Below are 20,665 nucleotides of genomic sequence, written 5' to 3'. Positions count from 1 at the left end.
ACAGCATGATTAAAGCTGCCTAATTTATGATTAACCAACTGTTTGAATACTTCGATTTTTCTCAATTAGAATCACCAGATTTTAAAGAAGACAGTGTGCGGGAAGTGTTAATTTTGCCATTATTAACGCAGCTTGGCTATGAACAACCGCACATCGTCCGCAGTAAAAGTTTAATCCATCCATTTTTGAAAATTGGCAGTCAAAAACGCCCAATTAAGTTGATTCCTGATTACTTGTTAAAGGTCGGCAATAATTATGCGTGGGTATTAGATGCTAAAGCGCCAAATGAAAATATCCAATCAGGCGATAATGTTGAACAGGTTTTTTCGTATAGCATTCATCCCGAAGTACGCAGTACCTTTTTTGCATTATGCAATGGTTGGGCATTTGCATTATTTCGGCAAGATATGACCAAGCCAATTTTATATTTTCAATTAAAAGACATTGCGCAATATTGGGATCAGTTATATGCACATCTGGCGCCCAGTGCATTTCAAATGGGCAAGCGGTTTGTTTATTCGCCGCCGAAAAGTGCGATCAACACTGCGCCGTTTGATTATTTAAGTCAGCCGTTATTGGAAGAAATCACGGTTAAAAAACGAGCGGCAAAACGGCATTTCGGTGTGCATGGGTATTTTACTAAACAGGCGTGGAATGTTGTAAATCAATACATTGCGCATTTTTCACAACCGGGCGATTTGGTATTAGACTCCTTCGGTGGCAGTGGCATCACAGCAATTGAAGCAATGATGTTAGATAGACGAGCGATTCATTTAGATTTAAATCCCATGTCCGCTTTTTTGGTGGATAGTTTAACCCATCCTGTTGATTTAGATGAATTAAAAATCAATTTTGAACAAATTAAATTTGCATATTTACGGCATGAACCAATCAGCGAAAATACAATTGAAAAAGCGTTAAAAAAATACCCGTATCCAAAAGATTTTGTTTTGCCAAAAGGTTCGGATGTTCAGCTAATACAAGATTTGTTTAGCAAAAAACAGTTAGCACAACTCGGATTTTTAAAGCATTTAATCTTAAAAAAATCAAATAAAAATACACAAAAACCACTGTTGTTGGCATTTTCAAGCACTTTAAATTTGATTAATTTAACCTGCCATCCGTCTGGACAGAGTGACATTACTGTAGATAGCGCCCCTATGCGTTATTATAGATACAGGTTAGCGCCAAAGCATAAAGATTTAGATGTGATTAAAACATTTGAAAATAAAGTTAAGGGTGTTATCAATGCCAAATTTGAAATAGCAGACAAAATTAATCAAGACACCATTGCCAATTTGCAAGTGATGCAAGGCACCGCCACCGATTTATCATTCCTGAAAAAAGAAACGGTGGATTATATTTACACTGATCCGCCCTATGGTAAAAAAATCCCCTATCTTGATTTATCGGTGATGTGGAATGCGTGGTTAGAGTTGACGGTAACGGAACAGGATTATGCGTTAGAAGCAATTGAAGGCGGTGAGCATGAAAAGAGTAAAGCCGATTATAATGCGCTAATTGCAAAAAGCATTGCGGAAATGTACCGTGTATTAAAATTCGACCGCTGGATGTCATTCGTTTTTGCGCATAAGGACCCGGAGTTTTGGCATTTAATTATTGAAACAGCCGAGCGGTGCGGATTTGAATATGCCGGTGCGGTGGCGCAAAAGAATGGCCAAACCAGTTTTAAGAAACGACAAAACCCGTTCACCGTCTTGTCAGGTCAATTGATTATTAACTTTAGAAAGGTGCGCCATCCCAAATATATTATGAAAGCCAGTTTGGGTATGGATATAGGTGAAGTCGTGATTCAAACGATTGAAGGCGTGATTGCCAAATATCAGGGCGCGACTCTGGAACAAATTAACGACGAGTTAATTATTAAAGGGCTGGAACTGGGTTTTTTAGATTTATTAAAAAAGCAGTATTCAGATTTAACGCCATTATTGTTAGAATTATTTGATTTTGACAAGCCAACGGAACGCTTTACGATCAAAGCGAATAAATCCTTTACCACGCAAATTGATTTGCATCTGCGGGTGCGTTATTACCTAATTTCTTATTTACGCCGACTGGAACGTGAAAATAAAATTGCGATCTTTGATGACATCGTATTGGCCATCATCCCATTATTAAAAAATGGTGTCACGCCTGAATCACAAACTATTCTCAGTGTATTAGAAGACATTGCCTATTGCGTCGGTGATGGGTGGCGCTTAAAAGCGGATGGGCAAGCAACACTCTTATTAACCGGTGTTTAATTCAATTAAACTAGCGCCGCAATGTCCATCACGTTTGGTAAATAATTATTTGGCAACAGTGTTAATTGCACTGCATCACAGTTATACTGGGTTCAATCACCCACAATTCCCGCAACAACTTCACTGGTATTTCTGACTATGGAAGATTCAAAACTCAAATCTCACCGGCGGCGTGGTATTTATCTATTGCCCAATTTATTCACCACCGCCGCGTTATTTGCTGGTTTTTATGCCATTCTTGCCGCCGATCAAAACCGCTTTGAAGCCGCCGCACTCGCTATTTTTGCCGCAATGATTTTAGATGGAATTGACGGCCGCATTGCGCGCTTAACTCGCACTCAAAGTGCATTCGGCGCTGAATACGACAGCCTATCAGATATGGTGGCATTCGGCGTCGCACCCGCATTAGTGATGTATGACTGGGCATTAGCCGGATTGGGTAAGGTTGGTTGGTTAGCCGCATTCGTTTATACCGCCGGCGCCGCATTGCGATTAGCCCGATTTAATACGCAATTGGGCAATAGTGATAAACGCTATTTTCAAGGCTTACCCAGCCCATCTGCTGCCGCTATTCCCACTGCCGCCATTTGGATTGGTGCAGATAATCACCTCAACGGCGCCGATTTTGCGTGGATTGCGGCCATATTAACCGCCAGCACCGGGTTATTAATGGTGAGCAATTTTCGTTATCACAGTTTTAAGGAATTGAGTTTGCATGATCGGCGGGTGCCATTTATTATGACCGTCATGGTAATGTTGATTTTTGCATTCGTGGTCATTGATCCGCCAATTGTGTTATTTGTGTTAGCAATCGGCTATGCGTTTTCTGGACCAATTTTGACACTCATTCACTTACGGCGGTGGAGAATGGAGCGCCAGCGCGAAAAAAACACAAATAAACTTTAATCATTTGCTAGATGCGGGGTAGGGTGTGAACCGCATCCTGTTTTTTAATAAATTATTTGGCTAACGCTGAGTGATGCAGTTCATTCACACACCGCATCCGACAATCGTTTGGGGATTGAAAAATGAATGACCAATTAAATGACCCGCGCTCAACCGCCAATATCGCGCACACTATTGGGCAACCGCAAATGTTCAACCATTGGTAACTTTGCTCCCCATTGGTAGAGTTTGAGTTGGTAAAAAATGGTTAGTGACAAGCCCACGACGACGACCAACACCAACAACGAGAACAAGTCAAAGCGAGAACGACGCTTGTAAACCATAGACTTACAGTGGGAAGTTAAAGTTGTTTGGCACCTTTGAGTGTACAACAGGCGGCCGGACTTGATGGCAAGAAGTGACAGTTTTTTGCACACACTTGATTTAAATGCGCGATTGATTAGAAAGCGCTTGTGAAACAAATTGTTGCGTGAATTCGTCGGCGGGCAGCGGGCGGCTGAATAGATACCCTTGCGCAATCGCACAGCCTTCTTGTTGCAAAAACAGCGCCTGCTCGGTGGTTTCAACCCCTTCGGCGATGACTTCCAACCCCAGACTGTGACTCAAGCCGATGATGGCGCGCACGATGGTTTCATCATCCAGATCATGCCCAATGTCGCTGACAAACGAGCGGTCAATTTTCAGTCGGGTTAACGGCAGGCGTTTGATATAACCGAGTGACGAGTAGCCGGTGCCAAAATCATCAATCGCTACCAATATGCCCTGTTGCCGCAGGGTGTTGAGGGTGGCAATTGCCCGCTCGGGTTCTTGCATAATCATCGATTCGGTAACTTCCAACTCCAAACCGCTCGGGTCTAAACCGGTGTCATCCAAAATGCCCAAAATCTGCTCGGCCAGCGTGTGCCGTTCCAATTGCTGCACGGACAAGTTGACGGCTAGACATGGCAGATGAAAGCCGGCTTTTTGCCAGCGCACCACTTGTTGGCAGGCTTCGCGCAGCACCCACGCGCCGATCTCGCCAATTAACCCGATTTCCTCGGCTAATGGAATGAACCGCCCCGGTGGCACCAATCCCCACTCGGGATGTTGCCAGCGCACCAGCGCCTCGACCCCGGCAATTGTGCCATTATCCAGCCACACCTGCGGTTGGTAATGCACCCGCAGCTCATTGCGCACCAACGCCCCGCGCAGCGCATTTTCAATTAACAACTGCTCGTGCGCGTGAATGGTCATGTCGTGTTCAAAATACTGCCAAGTGTTGCGCCCCTGATGCTTGGCACGGTAGAGCGCGACGTCAGCGTGGCGCAGCAAATCGTCGGCCGTGTCACCATCGGAGGGAAACAGGCAAATGCCGATGCTGGCGGTGATGTGCAGTTCGCGCCCGTCCACGAGCAGTGGGTTAGCAAAACTGTCCAACAGTTGATCGGCAAAGACCCCCGCCCGCTGGGCACTGGCGTCATGTTCAATCAGGATGACAAACTCGTCACCGCCCAACCGCGCCAGCGTATTGTCTTGTTGAACAAATCGGGTTAAACGCACCACCGCGGCCTGCAACAGTGCATCGCCCACCGGATGGCCGAGCGTTTCATTAACGGTTTTGAAGCGATCCAAATCCACCAATAACAGCGCCAGCTCACTGCCGGCATGTTGGGCAACGGCGATGGCATGTTCAAGGCGATCGCGGAACAGCGTACGGTTAGGTAAACCCGTCAACGCATCGTGGGAGGATAGAAACGCCAATTGTTCCTGCGATTGGCGCTGGGTGAATTCCGCCAGCCGCTGGGCGGTAACATCCAACACGAGCAAATCCCAGACCACGTTGCTCTCCTCATCCACACTCGGCCGCCCACTGGCTTGTAACCAACGCTTGCCACCAGTGGGCGTTTCAATCGGCCACGTTTGCTGCCAGGGCATCAATTGGTTGGCGCAATCCAAGAGCGACGTGCGCAGGGCGTAACGATTTTGCGCATCGCTCATGGCTTCCAACGATTGCCCCCGCGCAATGATCTCCGAGGGCGTCCGCTCCCACAGCGCCTCAGCGCCGGGACTGGCATCAATAATCTGCCCGGTACCATCCGCGGCCATGCGGTAACGCAGCACCGCCCCGGGAATATTGGCGGCCATGTTGCGGTAACGCAGTTCACTGTCACGCAACGCCTGCTCGGCCTGTTTGCGAACGGTGATGTCCTGCACCGTGCCGTGTGACAGGAGCGGCTGGCCGTCGGTGGCGAAATCAGATTCACCGCGCTCGTGCAGCCATTTCACCCGCCCGCCGGGTAAGAGAATGCGATGGACGATTTCGTAACGGCTGTGGGTCGCCAACGAGTCACGGTATAGGCGATCAACCTCCGTGCGATCTTCGGGGTGAATCAGGGCTAACAGGGCGGCGTAGGAATTGCCGAAATCCCGCGGGTCAATTTCAAAGATGCGATAGACCTGCGGCGACCAGGTCAGCTCACCGCTGATTAAATCCAGTTCCCACGAGCCAAGTTGGGCGATGGCTTGGGCGCGCAGCAGGGCGTGTTCACTGCGTTGTAATGCCAAGCGGGCGCGGTATTCGGTGGTGACGTCGGTAAAAAAGGCGACCAGTGTTAATTGATTACCCAGTTGTAGAGCGCCGGGGGAGATTTTGCAATAAAACACATGACCGTCACGGTGGCGACACGGAATATCAGTGACGGGGGTTAAATCGCCGCGCCCCATGCGGCTGAACGCGGCCAGCACTCGCGGATGTGCTTCGGGTGGGTGCAAATCCAACACATGTCGTTGGCTGAATTCGGCCGCTTGATAGCCAAACAGGGTGAGCATGACGCGGTTGCACCACAGTAATTTGTGGGTCATGGGATGCGCTTCGACGATGCCGTGCGGGGCGCTGGCCAGCATGGATTGCAGCCGCGATTCAGCGCGTTTGTAGCAGGTAATGTCAGTAAAGGTCACGCACACCTGATACGGTTGGTCTGCGCCCGTGTCAAAACTGGGGTAGGCGTGGACGCGAATCCAGCAATAATCGGTCAATTCCGGGTTAAACACGCCCATCACCACGTTGTGGACTTCCCGCCCGGTGGTCAGGGCAATTGCCGCCGGATGCTGTTCACCGGGAAACGGCGAGCCGTCCTCGTGAATCACATGCCAGCACGGATCCGTGGCGGTGCTACCTTGCATCTGCGCCAGCGTCACCCCAAGAATGCGCTCGGCGGCGGGATTAGCATCAATAATGGCACCGCTGGCGTCGTGATAAACCACACCGTCGCTTAAATGGGTGAAAAGCAATTGATACCGTTGATTGGTGTTGTGTTCGACGCCCATGTTTTGTACAGAAATCACGCTCATGATTCGATTACCCAAATGCACTGGCCGCTACGACGGTTGGTGACGTTTGTTGGGATTGCGCAGCAGGACATACAGCGCCCCCGTGCCACCATCATGGCGCGGCGCAGAGCAAAAGGCTAACACGTCGCTGTGTAGCCGCAGCCAATAATTCAATTTGCGTTTTAAGACCGGTTGTTGATCGGCAGATCGTGATCCTTTGCCGTGAATGATACGCACACAGCGCAGCCGCCGCACTCGGCAATCGGCTAAAAAGGCTTGCAACGTGGCGTAGGCGTAGTCAGCAGTCAGGCCGTGCAGGTCGAGTTCCAGCGCAATCGGGAGGTGGCCGCGTTGTAATTCTGCTAAAACGCGGTGTTGGATACCGGGTTGGGCGTACAGTAGATAGTCATGGGTGGTGACTTCGGTTTCAGACAATCGCGCCGTGACCGCGGGCGGGGGATTTTCGGATGGACGCGGTCGCGGATGTGGCGAGGGCTTGTGACGATACGGTTCAATGCCGTCATAATTCAACGGCTGCACGTCTTCAACCGCAGTCGAAAACAATAATGAATCAGATGGTTGAATTGAGTTTTTCATCTGAATTATGCTAAAGCGTGGCAGCGGCGCGAGCGGTGATTGAGTAGTCTTGGTATCATCAAACGCAATTGCCCGATAAAATTAATAGCGTTGATTAAAAAACGTGGCATTTTAACATTCATTCACTCACGCATTCACGCAGGACGGGGCAATGAGTCTTAATATCTTATTAAGCAATGATGATGGCTATCGTTCCCCGGGGTTACAGGTGCTGGCGGCGGAATTATCCCGCTGGGGGCGCGTGACCATTGTCGCCCCGGATCGTGACCGCAGCGGCGCAAGTAATTCACTCACCCTCGATGCGCCCATTCGCGCTGAACGGCTCGAACCGGATTTTTACCGCGTGGCCGGCACCCCGACCGATTGTGTCCATTTAGCCATGACCGGCTTATTAGAACACGAACCGGATTTAGTGGTGGCCGGCATCAATCACGGCCCCAATTTAGGCGATGATGTGGTCTATTCTGGCACGGTCGCCGCCGCCACCGAAGGGCGGTTTTTAGGGCTACCCGCCATCGCCGTCTCCATCGCCGCCCAAGAACCACGCCATTTAGCCACCGCCGCCGCCATCACCGGGCGCCTGGTCACGCAATTAAGTAGCGCCCCGCTGGCGGGTAATTTAATTCTAAACGTCAACGTGCCAGACATCCCGCTCGACCAGGTGCGTGGTTTATTGGCCACACGGTTGGGTAATCGCCACAAAGCCGAGCCAGTGGTACCGGTGATTGACCCGCGTGGCCGACGGATGTACTGGGTTGGCGCGGCCGGCCCCGAACAGGACGCCGGCGAAGGGACAGATTTTCACGCCATCCGCCTCGGGTATGTCTCAATTACACCACTACACGTTGACCTCACCCGCCACAGTGCCATTGCGCCGCTCGGACAATGGCTGGACGCGCTGTGCTGAATATTCCCAGCAACCAACCGCCCGCCGATCATGGTGAATCGCAACAAATGCTGCGGCAACAACAGCGGCTCGTTGAGCAACTGCGCACCGCCGGCATTCAAGATCAACGGGTACTGGCAGTGATGGGGCAAGTACCGCGCCATCAGTTTGTGGACGAAGCCCTCGCCAATCGCGCTTACGAAGCATCCGCCCTCCCAATCGGTTACGGTCAAACCATTTCTCATCCCTACACGGTGGCGTGCATGACCGCCGCGCTGTTAGAAAATCAGTCACACGCGCCCGCCCGCCTGCGGGTGCTGGAAATCGGCACCGGTTCAGGATTTCAAACCGCCGTGTTAGCCGCATTGGTGGCACGGGTTTACAGCATCGAGCGGCTGGCATTGCTGGCCACCCGCGCCGCCCAACGGTTGCAGCAGCTCAAACTGCGCAACGTGCGCTTGCAGCACGGCGACGGCAATCACGGCTGGCCCGACTACGCCCCGTTTGATGGCATCGTCGTCACCGCCGCGGCCAAAGGCATCCCGCGCCCGCTGGCACAACAGTTGACCATTGGCGGCTGCATGGTCACACCGCTGGATACCGGTCAAGAGCAGGTGTTGATTCGCCTCACCCGCACCACCGCCGAGGAGTTTTGTCACGAGTTACTCGGGCCGGCCACCTTCGTTCCACTGCTCAGTGGCGTGGCATTTGGAGTGTCACCGTGACAGGGCGGCGGGATTTGCGGCACGGCAGCGCCGCTTGGCAACAGGTGTGGCGGCTGCTGGCGTTGATTGGGGCGACTGCGGCGATGACGGCGCATCTGACACTGGTGGGTTGCACCAGCACCGGTGAGATGGCAAGTGATGTGCCGCCGGGGTTTTATCGCGTTCAACCTGGGGATTCGCTGTCACTGATTGGTCAGCGGCACGGCATTCGCTATCAAACGCTGGCGCGGTGGAATCAACTCAAGCCGCCGTACCGAATTAACGTCGGGAGTCTGCTGCGCATTGCCGCGCCGGATGGGCAAGTGACTCAGAGCAGTAGCGGTGGCAAATCGCCGTCTCAAACCGCGCCCGCCCAGGGGCGTAGTCAAGCCCCGCCGCCGGCGCCTGGCAGTGCCGCCGCCGGCTCGGGAATTAAATGGCAGTGGCCGGTGCGCGGCAAGTTGCAACAAAAGTTTGTCAGCGGTGATCGTACCCATCAGGGCGTGCGCATCAAAGCCGCGCTGGGCAGTCCGGTACTCTCCACCGCCGCCGGGACGGTGGTTTATAGCGGGAGTGGACTTAAAGGTTACGGCAATCTTATTATTGTCAAACACAACGACCATTTTTTGAGTGCTTATGGCTTCAATCGCCGGCTGATTGCACGCGAAGGGCAGTCAGTGCGCGCCGGTCAAGTACTCGCCGAAGTTGGACAGGCAACCGATGGCGATGCGTTATTGCATTTTGAAATCCGCCGTGATGGCAGCGCCGTTGATCCGTTGCTGTACCTCCCCCGCCTGCGTTGACGGTAACGCATTGATCCGCTAGTTGATTTGACTCGACATGACATGACTGCTGCAACCGATCATAACGACCCTTTTGAGACGAATGACGTTGGCAGCGACGATGAGGCCGTTTTTGCGGCGGCGGAGTTACCCGAACTGGATGCGCCCGCCGCGACGGCGTTGCTGGAGGGGGGCGATGCAGGCGAGGTGGAACTGCCGCTGTTGGCGCAGGATGTGGACGTGGCGGCGGAGGAGGGCGAAGAATTCCCGCCGCTGGGGGCGACTGATCTGGACGCCACGCGCCTGTATTTGAATGAAATTGGCGCTTCACCATTATTAACTGCCGAGGAAGAAATCTATTATTCACGCCTGGCGCATCAGGGTGATGAAGCGGCGCGTAAATGTATGATTGTCAGCAATTTACGGCTGGTGGTGAAAATAGCGCGGCGGTATCTAAGATATGGGATGCCGTTATTAGATTTAATTGAAGAAGGCAATTTGGGTTTAATGCGGGCGGTGGAAAAGTTCGATCCGGAACGCGGCTTTCGTTTTTCCACTTACGCGACCTGGTGGATTCGTCAAGCAATTGATCGGGCAATTATGAATCAAACGCGCATTGTGCGTTTACCAATTCACGTTTTGCAAGACATCAATCATTGCTTAAAAGCCTTTCGTATTCTAGCTAAACAATTAGATCACGAGCCGACCATTGCCGAGGTCGCCGCATTTTTAGATAAACCGGTGCCGGCGGTAAAACGGTTATTAGTTTTAAACGAGCGCATCACGTCAGTTGACGTACCGACAAGTTATGATTCAGAGCGGCTGCTAATTGATGCGATTGCGAATGAAACGCCCGTCAATTTAGATGAAGAAATTCACGACGATGATATTCACAATAAGGTTGAAGAATGGCTCAGTATTCTCTCACCGAAACAGCGCGAAGTCATTGAACGGCGCTTTGGATTACATGGGTATGAGTTTTCGACATTAGAACATGTTTCCCAAGAAATGAACGTTACCCGCGAACGGGTGCGACAGATTCAAATGATTGCCCTGCGGCGCTTGCGGCAAGTGCTTGACAACGAGGGTTTTGCCGCCGATGCCTTTTTTGCCTAATTGCCGTTAAATCGGTTACAGTAATCAATTCAACTGTGATGTGCTGTGTCATCCACTGCCCCGCGCATCATTATTCATTCACCGTTGCTCATTCTGCGTGGAGAGTATTCAATGGCTGCCGCTTCTGATTTTATTGCCCCGTCAATTCTGTCTGCTGATTTCGCTAAATTGGGTGAAGAGGTAGATAATGTATTGGCATCGGGTGCCGATATTGTGCATTTTGATGTCATGGATAATCATTATGTGCCGAATTTAACGATTGGGCCATTAGTTTGTGAGGCGCTGCGCAAACATGGTGTGACCGCACCAATTGATGTGCATTTAATGGTGAAACCAGTGGATCGCATTGTCGGTGATTTCGCGGCCGCGGGTGCCACTTATATTACTTTTCATCCCGAGGCGAGTGAACATATTGATCGCACTTTGCAATTGATTAAAAGCGAAGGTTGCAAAGCCGGGCTGGTGTTTAATCCCGCTACGCCATTGGATACATTGGAATATGTCTTAGATAAAATTGACATGATTCTATTGATGTCAGTCAATCCCGGCTTCGGTGGGCAAGGCTTTATTCCCTCTGCATTAGCCAAATTGCAGCAAGTGCGCGAATTGATTGACACGATGGGACACCCGATTCGATTGGAAATTGACGGCGGCGTGAAAGTGGAAAATATCGCGGAAATCAAAGCCGCCGGCGCGGATACGTTCGTATCCGGTTCGGGGATTTTCAGCAAACCAAACGCCGCCGATCCGCACCGCTATGACAGCATTATTAAACAAATGCGCGCCGCATTGGCAACCGTCACTCGTTGATTGAATAAGATTGTTTAACTTTATGACCACATTTCCATTGCAACCCGCGCTGGTTTTAATTGATTTGGACGGCACGTTAATTGATAGCGTGCCTGATCTGACGTTTTGCGTTGATGCCATGATGGCGTGCCTCAAGCGCCCGCCCGCTGGCGAGGCATTGGTGCGCACCTGGGTTGGCAATGGCGTGGAAACGCTGGTGGCGCGGGCGTTGACTGGGACATTGCACGACACGCCCGATCCGCTCGAGTACGCGCAAGCCTACCCGATCTTTTTGGAATTTTACGCCGAGCATACTTGTCAACGGTCACGCCTCTACCCGGGCGTGCGTGAAGGTCTGGATTGGCTCGTGGCTAATGGTTACCGCCTCGGCTGTGTGACTAATAAAGCAGCGCGCTTTACCGAGCCGCTATTGGCGCATTTTCAATTATGTGATTATTTCCAATTGGTGATTAGTGGCGATACGGTGGCGGAGAAAAAACCCAGCCCGTTGCCGCTGCTCCACGCCGCGCAATTTTTTAATGTCAACCCGGCGCAGTCGTTAATGGTCGGTGATTCAATTAGCGATGTGAAAGCCGCCCGCGCCGCTGGTTTTGCCATTATCTGTATGAGCTATGGGTATAATCATGGCAATGATATTAATGCCACCACGCCGGATGCCGTGATTGATAGCATGATTCAATTATCGCAGTTATTGGTGGCGAGTTGTTAATGCGATGATGCCCGGTTTTGATTAAATTTCCCCTCCCCTCCTTTTTCAAAGGGGGAATAAAACCGCCCCGCCGAGGAGCGCTGCAACCTGTTCATTGATTAGGTGAAATCAATCAGTGACACAGGCTAGGCTCGGCGGAGCGCGGTGGTTTTCATTCAACGGCGCTCACTCAATTATTGTTATGACAGGACAATCCATGAGTGAGTTCACTGATTATAAAGTTGCTGATTTAACCCTCGCCGATTTCGGCCGCAAAGAAATTGCAATTGCCGAAACGGAAATGCCCGGTTTAATGGCGCTGCGCAAACAGTACGGCGCCAGCAAACCATTAACCGGAGCGCGCATTACCGGCAGTTTGCACATGACGATTCAAACCGCCGTGTTAATTGAAACGTTAATTGAATTGGGCGCGCAGGTGCGCTGGTGTTCATGCAACATTTTTTCCACGCAGGATCACGCCGCCGCCGCCATTGCCGCCCGCGGGGTTGCCGTGTATGCGTGGAAAGGCGAGACGCTGGAGGATTACTGGTGGTGTACCGAGCAGGTGTTGAATTGGCCGGACGGCGGCGGGCCGAACATGATTTTGGATGACGGCGGCGACGCGACGCTCATCGTCCACAAGGGCGTCGAGTACGAAAAATTGGGCGCGGTGCCGGCGGCGGCTGCGAGTGACAGTGAGGAATGGGTGGCGGTGCTGGATTTGTTGCGGCGCACGTTCGAGCGTAACCCGACGCATTGGCAGCGGCTCGCGGCGGACATTCGCGGCGTGACCGAGGAGACCACGACCGGTGTGCATCGGTTGTACGAAATGGCGAAAGCGGCGGCGCTGCTGTTCCCGGCGATGAACGTCAATGATTCCGTCACCAAATCCAAATTTGACAATTTGTACGGCTGCCGCGAGTCGCTGGTGGACGGCATCAAACGCGCTACCGACGTGATGATTGCCGGCAAAGTGGCGATGGTGTGCGGCTACGGCGATGTCGGCAAGGGTTGTGCGCAGTCGTTGCGCGGGTTGGGCGCGATGGTGTGGGTGTCAGAAATTGACCCGATCTGCGCGCTGCAAGCGATGATGGAGGGTTTCCGCGTGGTCACGATGGAGGATGCCGCGCCGCAAGCCGATATTTTTGTCACCGCCAGCGGCAACCGCGATGTCATCACGCACGATCACATGTTGGCGATGAAAGATCAGGCGATTGTCTGCAATATCGGGCATTTTGACAACGAAATTCAGGTGTACGCGCTCAAACCGTACGAGTGGGTGAACATCAAGCCGCAGGTGGATCAGATCATTTTCCCCGACGGCCACCGCATCACGCTGTTGGCGGAAGGGCGGCTGGTCAATTTGGGCTGCGCGACCGGGCATCCGAGTTTTGTCATGTCCAGCAGCTTCACCAATCAGGTGCTGGCGCAGATCGAACTGTTCACCCGCCCCGATCATTACCCGATTGGCGTGTATGTGCTGCCCAAGCGGTTGGATGAGGAAGTTGCGCGGCTGCATTTGGGCAAATTGGGGGCGCGGTTGACCACGTTGCGACCAGAGCAGGCGGCGTACATTGGCGTACCAGTCGAGGGGCCGTATAAACCCGATCATTACCGCTACTAATTGCCAACCATCATCTACGAAGCGTTCCCATGCTGGCGCGTGGGGACGCATTTGTCACCTGCTCAATTGATTGTTACCGAAAACATAAAACCATGACTAAAGATGATTATTGGTATCGGTACTACACCGCGGCAGCAAATCATCAGCCTAGTGTTAAAAAGTCTATTGAAACGAAAGTTGTTGGCGTAGCTTATGAAGGAAGACAAGCAATTGTTGCGCTGCTGAAAGTTGGCGAAGAAGTGCAATTAGTCAGAGAGCCAAACAATCCATATGATGGCAATGCAATTAAGGTCGTGCGGCACACAGGGCAATGCTTTGGATTTATAAATAAGTCTTTAGCGGTAGAATTGGCCCCGCAATTTGACAATCACGGAAGCCCAATAAAAGCTATGATAATTGCGATGACAGGCGGCTATTCTTCTGATGCAAATATCGGAGTAACCATTCAATTTAATTTACCTGAAACATCCTGGCGCTGAGTTTAATTTTCATTAGGAGTGCGTTGATGTCTTCACTGACTAGAGAACAAGAAGCCGTTGTTAATCATCCCATCGGACAACACGCCAAAATTCTTGCTGTTGCAGGTTCAGGGAAAACATCCACGCTGGTTTACCGAATTAAAAATTTGGTTTTAGAGAAACATGTTAATCCCAACTGTATTCAGGTTTTGATGTTCAATACATTAGCCCGTAAACAGTTTAATGAACGTATGCTGGAAGCAAGCATTCCACCAACATTGCAGCCTAAAGTTGATACTTTTCATTCGTATGCTTATGGCTTTGTTCAATACCTAATAGCATCAGGTCAATTCCCAAGCAATTGGGAGTTTTGGACGGATGATCAAGAAGAAAAAGCTCGGTTTAATCTGCATAAAGCGATTGCATCACTTGAAAAAAAACGTATCATTCCCGCAGATTCTGTAGATGAAGACGAAGCATACCAAGCGATACAATTGTGGAAAGGATCATTAATTCCACCACCAAGCGCGGGTTACAAAGATAATCGGTTTATGCAACCAATTTATGAAGTGTATGAAAAAAAGCGAATGGATGCACATGCGCTCACCTATGATGATTTTATTCCGATTGTCGTGAATTATTTAGAGCGAAGCCAAGAATTGCTGCAAAAATACGCTGGGAATTTGCAACACTTAATCGTTGATGAGTATCAAGATGTTAATTATGGTCAGCAACGCTTAATTGAATTATTGGCAGGAAAAACAGCGGATGTGATGGTGGTTGGTGATGATGACCAAACCATTTACGAGTGGCGTGGTGCTAGACCAAACTATATTATTCGTGAGTTTGAATCGGTTTTTAATAATAAACCATTTGTTGAATACACTTTACCACATTCATTCAGATTTGGAGCGGTGATTGCGCAATGCGCACATAACAGTATTTTTTTTAATACTAACAGAGTGCAAAAAAACCTGATTTCTCATAATATTAAAAAACAAGCTAATATATTTTTGTTTGAGCAATCTATTGAACCAGATGCAAACAAAGAGTTAACCAATCAGGTAATCACTTTAGTTAAAAACAAAGGAGTGTCGCCATCGAGTATTATTGTTTTATGCCGCATGTTTGCGCAGTTGAACGGTATAGAATCAGAATTTATGACTAGAAAAATACCGTACCGCGTTGTGGGGCAGAAGCCGTTTTTTGAGAGACGGGAAATAAAAGTATTATTAGATTATGCCAGACTTGCCACTGCTTATTACAGTCCAATTACTGAAAAAACAAAAACTCAATTCCTAAATGTCGCCAACACACCTAATCGAATGCTGGCACGCCGAGACCTAGAGCAATTGATGAACGCTGGCTTAAACCAAAATAATTCTTTAGCCGCAATGCTCGACCGTTTTGTCAACGACCTTTCTAGTCCTTTAAATGAGAAACAACGCGAGCGCGTGTTGGAATTAATGAGTGCGCTTGAAAAAGCAAATAAAAAGGTCAGTCATGCTTCGACGGTTACAGCCGATGTCATTTTGTCAGAATTAGCAGTAGCAATTGAGTATTCTGCTCACTTTGATAATTATTACGGGAAAGGCGAAATATCGTTTGATCGCAAAGAAAGTATTCTTAATTTTATTGATTATGCTAAGGAAACGGGGCTGTTTATCGCCGCTTTTTTAGCACATGTGGAAAAATTAGATACCACCCGCGGCGCTCCTGAAGACCAGCAAATTGTAATGACAACCATATTCCGCACGAAAGGATTAGAATATGAATATGTGGTTATTCCGAATTGTAACGAGGGCTATATGCCATGTCTTTATGCAACAGGTAATCGGGTCTTTGACAAGACGGGGAAAATTCAAGAACCCGCCCCATCTGCATCAATAGAAAATGAACGCAGATTATTTTATGTTGCAATAACCCGCGCAAAAGAAGCCGTGTATATTGGGGCTGGAATAACTAGAAAAGACTCCCCGTTACAAAAATCATCACGCTTTATTGATGAAATCCAATGTGAACCAACCATAAAAGTAATGACCGCGCTACAGCAAACCGCCAGCGGAAACCAAGCCGCACAGTCAGATTTACTTTCTCAAATTACCCGATTCGGCGGTATGAAAGGTTTGATGAAAAACCTGCTTGCGCACTATTTAGTGGCACTGGGCGACCAGTCATTAATTGGAAAAGTTGCATCTGTCATCTCATCAAGCAAAGAAATTCCTTTTAGCTATCGTTTTGCATACGCATCACCAACAGGAAATAATAGTGTTAAATCTTTATCGAATTTACATACGGCGTGGGATGACATTGGTGAATGAAAATAGTTGGTGCATTTAACTGCATAACAACGGGAATTATTTCACTCTTCTTCACAATGCCGCACCGCTTGCGCTCACGCACCAGTGATGGCGAAATGCTCTGCTCACTCACTAACCATCAATGACTTATGACGACCCACTACCAACCCGCGTTCAGCTTTGAATTGTTCCCGCCCAAAACGACCGAAGGCATGGAGCAACTGAAACAGACCGTCGCCCGCCTCAACGCCGTGCGCCCGCTGTATTTTTCCTGCACTTACGGCGCGGGCGGCTCGACCCGTGAACGGACATTTGAAACCGTGACGTGGTTACGCGAGCAGGGCATCACCACCGCGCCGCATCTGGCGTGCATTGGCTCGAGCGAGGAGGAAATCCGCGCCATCGTCCAGCACTACCGCGAGCAGGGCGTTGATCGGCTGGTGGCGTTGCGCGGGGATTTACCGTCGGGGATGGGACGATTGGACAGCGGCACGTTTCGCTATGCCAATGAATTGGTGACGTTTTTACGGCGGGAGTTTAGCGACGAGTTTTATATCGAGGTGGCCGCGTACCCGGAATTCCACCCGCAGGCACCGTCAGCGATGGCCGATTTGGAGAATTTCAAACGCAAAGTGGACGCGGGGGCGAACGCCGCGATCACGCAATATTTTTACAACGCCGACGCCTACTTTGCGCTGCTGGACAGTTGCGCGCATCTAGGAATTAACATCCCGATTATTCCCGGCATCATGCCGATCACCAATTACACGCAACTGGCGCGGTTTTCGGATGCCTGCGGGGCGGAAATTCCGCGCTGGATTCGGCGGCGGCTCGAATATTTTGGTGACGACCGCGACGCCATTCGGGCATTTGGGCACGACGTGGTGCTAGATTTGTGCGAGCGGTTACTCGAACACGAGGCGCCGGGGCTGCATTTTTACACCATGAATCAAGCCGCGCCGGGTTTGCGCTTGTGGGCAGACTTGGGCTTAACCGGCTACCGGTTATAACGGAATCACTACCGTCGGTTCGGTGGCGTCCAGTTATCATCTTCTGGCACGTCAAACCGCGAGGGGGGATCATCATCAAACCGCGTGGGCGGCAACTCGCCAAACTGGTTAAGATTGCGCAATTCCTGCTCGTGCAACCGCCGCAGCCGCTGTTCCAACTCGTGACGCGATTCCGGCTCCAACCGCCGATCCGGGGTGCGCATCCCACTGCCCACGCCCTGCCCGTGCAAACTGAACAGCAGATCAACTTCCGACTCGGTCAGCGAACACAGTTTGCGCACCTCATCCCGCGACTGCCCATGTCGAATCAGCGCAATCGCCTGACTATAGGGACTGCTGTCGGCATCCCGCAGCCGTGTTTCCAAACGCGACTCGTGGTGCAATTCAATCAGGCGATCAATGGCTTGGCGCAGCGCCGCTAAATCCTGCCGGTGGCCAATTGCCTCACCCGACAACACCTTGATCGCGCCCTGCATCGCCAAAATTGCCTGAGTTTGCTGCTCAAATTCCGTGCTAACTCGTGCCAGTCGCTGGCGTAGCGTCACAAATGCCACCAACGCCGTGATCGCCACAATGCCGAATAGCGCCGCTAAAATGTCACTCCGTTCGATCAAAATCAATTACCACCGTAATAAAAAGTTAATCGGATTTTAATAAAAAGTTGCCGTCACGCACTAAACATATTCATCAATAATTGGGCGACGTTTGGGCTTACGTTTTTTCGCTTGACGACGCTGTTGAAGGGCTAATCTCAATGACACGGGGGTAGATTTCACCCGATCACCTTTACCCGCCACCGGGGCATGATAGCTGGGGGCTGCTGGTATTGGCTGCGGCGGTTGAATTAAATCCTGTCCCATCTAATTAATATTGCGCAACAAATCCCATTCTTCATCCGACAACAGCTTTTCCAAACTGATTAAAATGGTTAAGCCACCTTCACTACTGGTCACGCCGAGAATAAAACGACTACTTTGATCGTTCCCAACCGCCGGGGCGGGATCAACATCTTCGGGTGAAATTTGCACTACTTCCGCGACCGCATCAACCAAAATACCGACGTTTTGATTATCAACATCAATAATGACAATGCGCGCCGCATCATCCGGTTCACGTTCAGTCAACCCCATGCGCCGCCGCGCATCAATCACCGTCACCACATCACCGCGCAAATTAATAATACCCAAAATATAGTCCGGCACCCCGGGCACTGGTGCGATCTCAGTTAATTTTAAAACCTCTTGCACCTGCAACACATCAATCGCATAGGTTTCATCCGCCAGACTAAAGGTGACAAAAGAAGACGAATTCGTTTTAGCGTGTACATGGTTATCTAAGTCGGTCATAATTGCTTTACCGTCAATTCACAATCATTATTTGGGCAACTAATTAACTATCATTTCGGTCAAGCATCATTCAGGTTAATTCTGTCCCGCAGGCGGGGTTGGCAATACGACAGGTGGCGTCCCTCCGACAGGAGCGGCATTATTATTTGGTGAGACGCCCAATGCTTGATAATCACTTTTCACGCGCTCAGGTTCATTCTTTCCACCGCTGGCCATTTGTGATAATTCCCCCGGCAAAACCACAACGGCGACACGGCGATTACGCGCCCGTCCTTCGGCATCTGTATTATTAGCCACCGGTTGAAATTCACCATAACCCATTGCCACCATATAGCGCGGGTTAATGCCATTTTCGGCAAATAAATGCACCACACTCGCCGCCCGTCCGGATGATAATTCCCAATTAGACGGGAATACTGAACTACTAATTGGCACATCATCAGTATGCCCTTCAACGTGAATACGCAACGGACGATTGGCGAGAATATGCGCCACTTCCACTAATACCGGGCGGGCAGCTTCTGCAATCACTGCCGACCCACTGGGAAATAATAAATTGGTATTAATCTCTATTTCCAACCAATAAGATTCGCGGTGGACTTTAATGACATCATCTTCAATTAATGTACTTAGTGAATCTTCAATTTCATCAGCAATATCGGCAATAGCGAGGCGAATCCCTTCACGATCAACCAATTGCTCTTCCATGCTGCCTTCTGCTAATAACTCAGTCGTTTGTGAGTCGACATCAGTCGGTTTATTCAAATGCCAAAATTCCGTCGCCCGCCGTTCTATTTCCATTGGCATTAGAGTGCGCTTAGTTTTGTCATCAACAATCACATCTGGCGATATACTGGGATCACCCGCTTCAATGACGTCAGTTTGCACCTGGACACCAAAGGCTTCTAATAACGAATTAGACATGACCCGATATTTGCCGGCATCCACGGCCGAAATGGCGTACATGACCACAAAAAAGGCTAATAACAATGTCAATAAATCAGCATAAGGAATTGCCCAGGCTTCATGATTGGGATGATCCTCGTGTCTTTTACGGTGTCCCATGAATCTTAACTCCGTGTCGCCGATGTCATTGACATCATATCGGGACGGTTGCGGGTCAGTTTTGGATAAACCCACTCAATTTATTCTCAATACTGCGTGGGTTTTCGCCTTCCGCAATGGAGACTAATCCTTCCAGTACCATTGTTTGATAATCCACCCGCGCTTGAATTAAACTTTTTAATTTATTGGCGGCGGGAAGCAATAATAAATTCGCAAATCCAATGCCATAAATCGTTGCCACAAATGCCGCCGCAATGCCAGGGCCTAATTTGCTCGGCTCCGATAAGTTTTGCATTACTGCCATCAAGCCCATCACGGCACCAATAATGCCGAGCGTTGGTGAATAAATCCCCATGCTTTCAAAGACTTTAGCGCCCTGCATATCAAACGCGGCGCTATTATCTAAATCCGCTTCCATCACTTTGCGCAACATTTGCGGTTCAGCGCCATCCACCAATAATTGCAACCCTTTCCGAATAAACGGGTCAGTTTCTTCTTCAGACAGCGTTTCTAAACCTAATAACCCGTCTTTACGCGACACCTGTGACCATTCAACCACCCGCGCTAACATGCTTTCAAAATCGAGCAGCGGGGGGAGGAAAATCCAGGGAAAAATGCGCATGCCGTGAAAAAACGCCACCGGACGGTTGTTGACAAAGGTAGCCGCGATGGTGCCTACGATCACGATGATGAATGCCGCCAAATTCCACAGCGCCGCCAACCCACTGCCTTTGGCGATTGATCCACCAATGATGGCGAATAACCCGAGTAAAACACCGATAATACTGAGTAAATCCATG

At 50.1% G+C, this 20,665-nt stretch carries 18 protein-coding genes and 1 riboswitch; of the genes, 12 read left to right on the top strand and 6 right to left on the bottom strand.

Annotation, left to right across the window (positions count from 1 at the left end):
• The first annotated feature begins 26 nt into the window (after positions 1-26).
• On the top strand, positions 27-2,264 hold the full coding sequence (locus tag HUK38_RS06065) for a DNA methyltransferase (protein ID WP_194374846.1): 2,238 nt from the start codon (positions 27-29) through the stop codon (positions 2,262-2,264).
• Between the two features lie 138 nt (positions 2,265-2,402).
• Positions 2,403-3,170, top strand: coding sequence for a CDP-diacylglycerol--serine O-phosphatidyltransferase (gene pssA / locus HUK38_RS06060; RefSeq protein ID WP_182583433.1), 768 nt, complete (start codon positions 2,403-2,405; stop codon positions 3,168-3,170).
• A gap of 423 nt (positions 3,171-3,593) precedes the next feature.
• Here pssA and HUK38_RS06055 read toward each other — a convergent pair whose 3' ends face one another.
• Together HUK38_RS06055 and HUK38_RS06050 are read right to left on the bottom strand one after the other, a co-directional pair.
• Positions 3,594-6,500, bottom strand: coding sequence for a bifunctional diguanylate cyclase/phosphodiesterase (locus HUK38_RS06055; RefSeq protein WP_182583432.1), 2,907 nt, complete (start codon positions 6,498-6,500; stop codon positions 3,594-3,596).
• Positions 6,501-6,527: 27 nt separating this feature from the next.
• On the bottom strand, positions 6,528-7,076 hold the full coding sequence (locus HUK38_RS06050) for a Smr/MutS family protein (RefSeq protein WP_182583431.1): 549 nt from the start codon (positions 7,074-7,076) through the stop codon (positions 6,528-6,530).
• A gap of 151 nt (positions 7,077-7,227) precedes the next feature.
• Here HUK38_RS06050 and surE point away from each other — a divergent pair, with 151 nt between their 5' ends.
• From surE to metF, 10 genes are all read left to right on the top strand, one after another.
• On the top strand, positions 7,228-7,983 hold the full coding sequence (surE, locus tag HUK38_RS06045) for a 5'/3'-nucleotidase SurE (RefSeq protein ID WP_182583430.1): 756 nt from the start codon (positions 7,228-7,230) through the stop codon (positions 7,981-7,983).
• Positions 7,962-8,687, top strand: a complete 726-nt coding sequence (locus tag HUK38_RS06040) for a protein-L-isoaspartate(D-aspartate) O-methyltransferase (RefSeq protein ID WP_420825163.1) — start codon at positions 7,962-7,964, stop codon at positions 8,685-8,687. Before surE ends, HUK38_RS06040 begins: the two co-directional genes overlap by 22 nt.
• On the top strand, positions 8,684-9,469 hold the full coding sequence (locus tag HUK38_RS06035) for a peptidoglycan DD-metalloendopeptidase family protein (RefSeq protein ID WP_182583429.1): 786 nt from the start codon (positions 8,684-8,686) through the stop codon (positions 9,467-9,469). The genes HUK38_RS06040 and HUK38_RS06035 overlap by 4 nt, the downstream gene beginning before the upstream one ends.
• Before the next feature lie 42 nt (positions 9,470-9,511).
• The gene (gene rpoS / locus HUK38_RS06030) at positions 9,512-10,564 is read left to right on the top strand and encodes an RNA polymerase sigma factor RpoS (protein ID WP_182583428.1); all 1,053 of its coding nucleotides are present in this window, start codon (positions 9,512-9,514) and stop codon (positions 10,562-10,564) included.
• Positions 10,565-10,675: 111 nt separating this feature from the next.
• Positions 10,676-11,374, top strand: coding sequence for a ribulose-phosphate 3-epimerase (gene rpe, locus HUK38_RS06025; RefSeq protein ID WP_182583427.1), 699 nt, complete (start codon positions 10,676-10,678; stop codon positions 11,372-11,374).
• 22 nt (positions 11,375-11,396) lie between these two features.
• On the top strand, positions 11,397-12,083 hold the full coding sequence (locus tag HUK38_RS06020; protein ID WP_182583426.1) for a phosphoglycolate phosphatase: 687 nt from the start codon (positions 11,397-11,399) through the stop codon (positions 12,081-12,083).
• A 66-nt stretch (positions 12,084-12,149) separates the two neighbouring features.
• A riboswitch (S-adenosyl-L-homocysteine riboswitch) is annotated at positions 12,150-12,257 on the top strand.
• Positions 12,258-12,279: 22 nt separating this feature from the next.
• On the top strand, positions 12,280-13,686 hold the full coding sequence (gene ahcY, locus HUK38_RS06015; protein WP_182583425.1) for an adenosylhomocysteinase: 1,407 nt from the start codon (positions 12,280-12,282) through the stop codon (positions 13,684-13,686).
• Between the two features lie 92 nt (positions 13,687-13,778).
• Complete coding sequence (locus HUK38_RS06010; protein WP_182583424.1) at positions 13,779-14,165, top strand: HIRAN domain-containing protein; 387 nt, start codon at positions 13,779-13,781, stop codon at positions 14,163-14,165.
• A 26-nt stretch (positions 14,166-14,191) separates the two neighbouring features.
• On the top strand, positions 14,192-16,465 hold the full coding sequence (locus tag HUK38_RS06005; protein ID WP_182583423.1) for an ATP-dependent helicase: 2,274 nt from the start codon (positions 14,192-14,194) through the stop codon (positions 16,463-16,465).
• Positions 16,466-16,593: 128 nt separating this feature from the next.
• Complete coding sequence (gene metF / locus HUK38_RS06000) at positions 16,594-17,454, top strand: methylenetetrahydrofolate reductase [NAD(P)H] (RefSeq protein WP_182583422.1); 861 nt, start codon at positions 16,594-16,596, stop codon at positions 17,452-17,454.
• 8 nt (positions 17,455-17,462) lie between these two features.
• Here the strand turns inward: metF and HUK38_RS05995 are convergent, their stop codons facing one another.
• From HUK38_RS05995 to HUK38_RS05975, 4 genes are all read right to left on the bottom strand, one after another.
• Positions 17,463-18,068, bottom strand: coding sequence for a DUF2802 domain-containing protein (locus tag HUK38_RS05995; protein WP_182583421.1), 606 nt, complete (start codon positions 18,066-18,068; stop codon positions 17,463-17,465).
• Positions 18,069-18,314: 246 nt separating this feature from the next.
• Positions 18,315-18,800, bottom strand: a complete 486-nt coding sequence (locus tag HUK38_RS05985) for a chemotaxis protein CheW (RefSeq protein WP_182583419.1) — start codon at positions 18,798-18,800, stop codon at positions 18,315-18,317.
• A gap of 75 nt (positions 18,801-18,875) precedes the next feature.
• A complete protein-coding gene (motD, locus tag HUK38_RS05980; RefSeq protein WP_182583418.1) occupies positions 18,876-19,865 on the bottom strand; it encodes a flagellar motor protein MotD in 990 nt (329 codons plus the stop codon).
• 55 nt (positions 19,866-19,920) lie between these two features.
• Positions 19,921-20,664, bottom strand: coding sequence for a flagellar motor protein (locus tag HUK38_RS05975; protein WP_182583417.1), 744 nt, complete (start codon positions 20,662-20,664; stop codon positions 19,921-19,923).
• Position 20,665 lies beyond the last annotated feature (1 nt).

Source organism: Thiospirillum jenense (genome assembly GCF_014145225.1).
Lineage (GTDB): Bacteria > Pseudomonadota > Gammaproteobacteria > Chromatiales > Chromatiaceae > Thiospirillum > Thiospirillum jenense.
Note: the sequence above shows the minus strand (reverse complement) of the source record. Positions and strands in the feature narration are given on the sequence as shown.